The following is a 2435-nucleotide window of genomic DNA, read 5'->3' as shown; positions in this document are numbered from 1 at the left end:
GATCTCTTCCGAATGTACACCAGATATGCGGAACGAAACAACTGGAAATCAGAGATAATCGATTCAAATGAGACGGATATCGGTGGATTCAAGGAAGTCATCTTTCAGATAAGAGGCAGAAGCGTATTCAGTAAACTGAAGTATGAAAGCGGAGTTCACAGAGTCCAGAGAGTGCCGACGACTGAATCGGGGGGAAGAATCCACACGTCTACTGCGACGGTAGCGGTGCTTCCAGAAGTAAGCGAAACAGAGATCAAAATCGACCCTGCCGATCTCAGAATCGATACGTATCGCTCTTCAGGCGCCGGTGGCCAGCACGTAAACAAGACCGATTCCGCCGTAAGGATAGTCCATGAGCCTACAGGGATAGTAGTTGCTGTGCAGAAAGAGAGATCTCAGCATCAGAATAAAGCTAGAGCGCTCGAGATTCTACGTGCAAGGCTGTATGAAATGTACAGTTCTAAAGCAGAGAATGAGATTACTGAGGCAAGAAGGACGCAGATCGGTACCGGTGAACGAAGCGAAAAGATAAGAACTTACAACTTCCCTCAAAACAGGGTAACTGATCACAGGATAAATTTTACAAGCTACAGACTTCTTTATGTGATGGACGGAGATCTCGACGAGCTAGTGACGGAACTTTCCGCTGCAGATATAAACAAGCGGCTGGAATTACTTCACAAGAAACTGATCGGTTAAAACGACTTCAGTTCCAATGGAGAATCGAATGAAAAGCAGAAAGCCTTTAAAGACAAATGCCACTAGAATCCTGGACGGGCTTGGGATTGAATACGAGATTCTAGAATACGAAGTCGACGAACACGATCTGAGTGCCGAGAACGTTGCATCGAAGCTGGGCTTGTCACCTTCGCGAACCGTGAAAACTATTGTCTTGAAGGGTGACAGAAGCGGGGTTTTTGTCTGTTGTCTCGGCGGTCATAGAGAGATCGATATGAAGAAGCTTCCAGAGATCACGGGTGACGGGAATATCGAGACGGTTCCTTCAGAAAGTCTCCTGACGCTTACAGGATATGTCAGGGGAGGAGTTTCGCCTCTCGGGATGAAGAAGAGCTTCAAGATTCTCGTTGATAAAGGAGTTTTGAATGAAGAAAGGATATCCGTGAGTGCTGGCAAACGAGGTCTTCAGATCTGGTTGAGACCGACTGACCTTGTCTGCGCAACTAATGCCAGTGTTGTCTCCTTTTCCAAAGAAAAGCATCAGACGTTGTAATGGTATCCGAACAATGCTTCTTCAAATCTTGAAAAGTATTACAAGGACCGAAACCAAACCAAAGAAAAGCGCCAACAACAACAAAACAGTAGTAATTTCCAAATCATTTCTCTCCCTTCGGATTTCTGTCAATCAATTCTACAATTTCGCAGGTGCTCACAGAAGGGGTTAAGATTGATCTGTTTTGCAAGTACTGAAAGGCATTGTAAAATTGAATACAAAGGACGGTGATAAAATGTATATCCGCTCTGGTGATCCGGTGAGAACAATAATAAAAATTGTCGGTGGAATAGTGTATGTTGTTGGAATAGGTTTGATAATATTCAGTTTTGCCAGTTTCTTTCTTGCTCCTTACTTGAGTCTGGTCTTCGGTGGCGTGATTGTGTTTCTGGTATTGGGTTTCATTGCGACGACACTGGGGAGAATGCTTCTTGCAATGGCGAAGACAAAGAGCTTCTCCGGCCCCGTAAGTGAACAGGAAACGGTTAGCGGTCGAGAACTTAAGGAAGATATGACCTATGACTACACATTTGTCTCAGACAGAGAAGCGAGAATTGAGAAGACCAAGAGCAAGAGTTATTCCAGATGTCCCGAATGCGGTGCGGAGAATGAGGACAATGCAACCAAATGCTCGAACTGCGGCGCTTCTCTTGTAGGTTACAAGAAATGCAGTCTTTGCTACATGCTGAATAAGAAAGAGAATCGCTTCTGCAAGAACTGCGGACACGATTTCACGCTTGACTGAGTTAAGAGAGCAAGTCACACTGTCGGCATAAGAGCCGTCATTTGAGAAAACGGTTCTTCGTTCTGACGCTACGCGTCCAGGTTCTTGGTTCTTCGTCAGGGATTCCGTCATCTGAACTTTTTTCAGCATCTAGATCCAAAGATCCGCTGTACGCTTAAGAGAAAAAACCCGCTGATCGCTGCAAAGAGCCGTTCTTCCCCCAGATCATGGACCCGTCCTTCGAAGAGCAGTTAGGAGTTGACTGTTCCAAGTTGCAAGGATAAGAACCGCTGTGCCCTTAAAAGCGGAAAACCCGCTGATCGCTGTGAAGACAACGTTGTCCGTCAACGGTCCTCCGTCCCCCGTCGAGAGGATCAAAACCAGATCCCGAAACAAGTTCGGGATGACCCTGAACAGAGACGCCGAACAGGAGCCCTGAACAGAGACGCCGAACAGGAGCCCTGAACAAGAGCATTTCAG

General features: G+C 46.2%; 4 protein-coding genes. 3 read left to right on the top strand and 1 reads right to left on the bottom strand.

Annotation, left to right across the window (positions count from 1 at the left end; all coding sequences use genetic code 11):
• From BG32_RS14010 to BG32_RS14000, 3 genes are all read left to right on the top strand, one after another.
• Window positions 1-699 (top strand): peptide chain release factor-like protein (locus BG32_RS14010; protein ID WP_121527004.1); only part of this gene is annotated, 699 nt, incomplete at its 5' end.
• 28 nt (window positions 700-727) lie between these two features.
• Window positions 728-1231, top strand: a complete 504-nt coding sequence (ybaK, locus tag BG32_RS14005; protein ID WP_039882534.1) for a Cys-tRNA(Pro) deacylase — start codon at window positions 728-730, stop codon at window positions 1229-1231.
• A 235-nt stretch (window positions 1232-1466) separates the two neighbouring features.
• Window positions 1467-1976, top strand: coding sequence for a zinc ribbon domain-containing protein (locus tag BG32_RS14000; RefSeq protein WP_006489964.1), 510 nt, complete (start codon window positions 1467-1469; stop codon window positions 1974-1976).
• A gap of 204 nt (window positions 1977-2180) precedes the next feature.
• On the opposite strand, the gene BG32_RS15915 is transcribed toward BG32_RS14000, so the two are convergent.
• Window positions 2181-2435 (bottom strand): hypothetical protein (locus BG32_RS15915; RefSeq protein ID WP_147435077.1); only part of this gene is annotated, 255 nt, incomplete at its 5' end.

This window comes from Mesotoga sp. HF07.pep.5.2.highcov (assembly GCF_003666285.1).
Taxonomy (GTDB): domain Bacteria; phylum Thermotogota; class Thermotogae; order Petrotogales; family Kosmotogaceae; genus Mesotoga; species Mesotoga prima.
The sequence above is the reverse complement of the archived record's forward strand: the minus strand, read 5'-3'. Positions and strand labels throughout refer to the sequence as shown.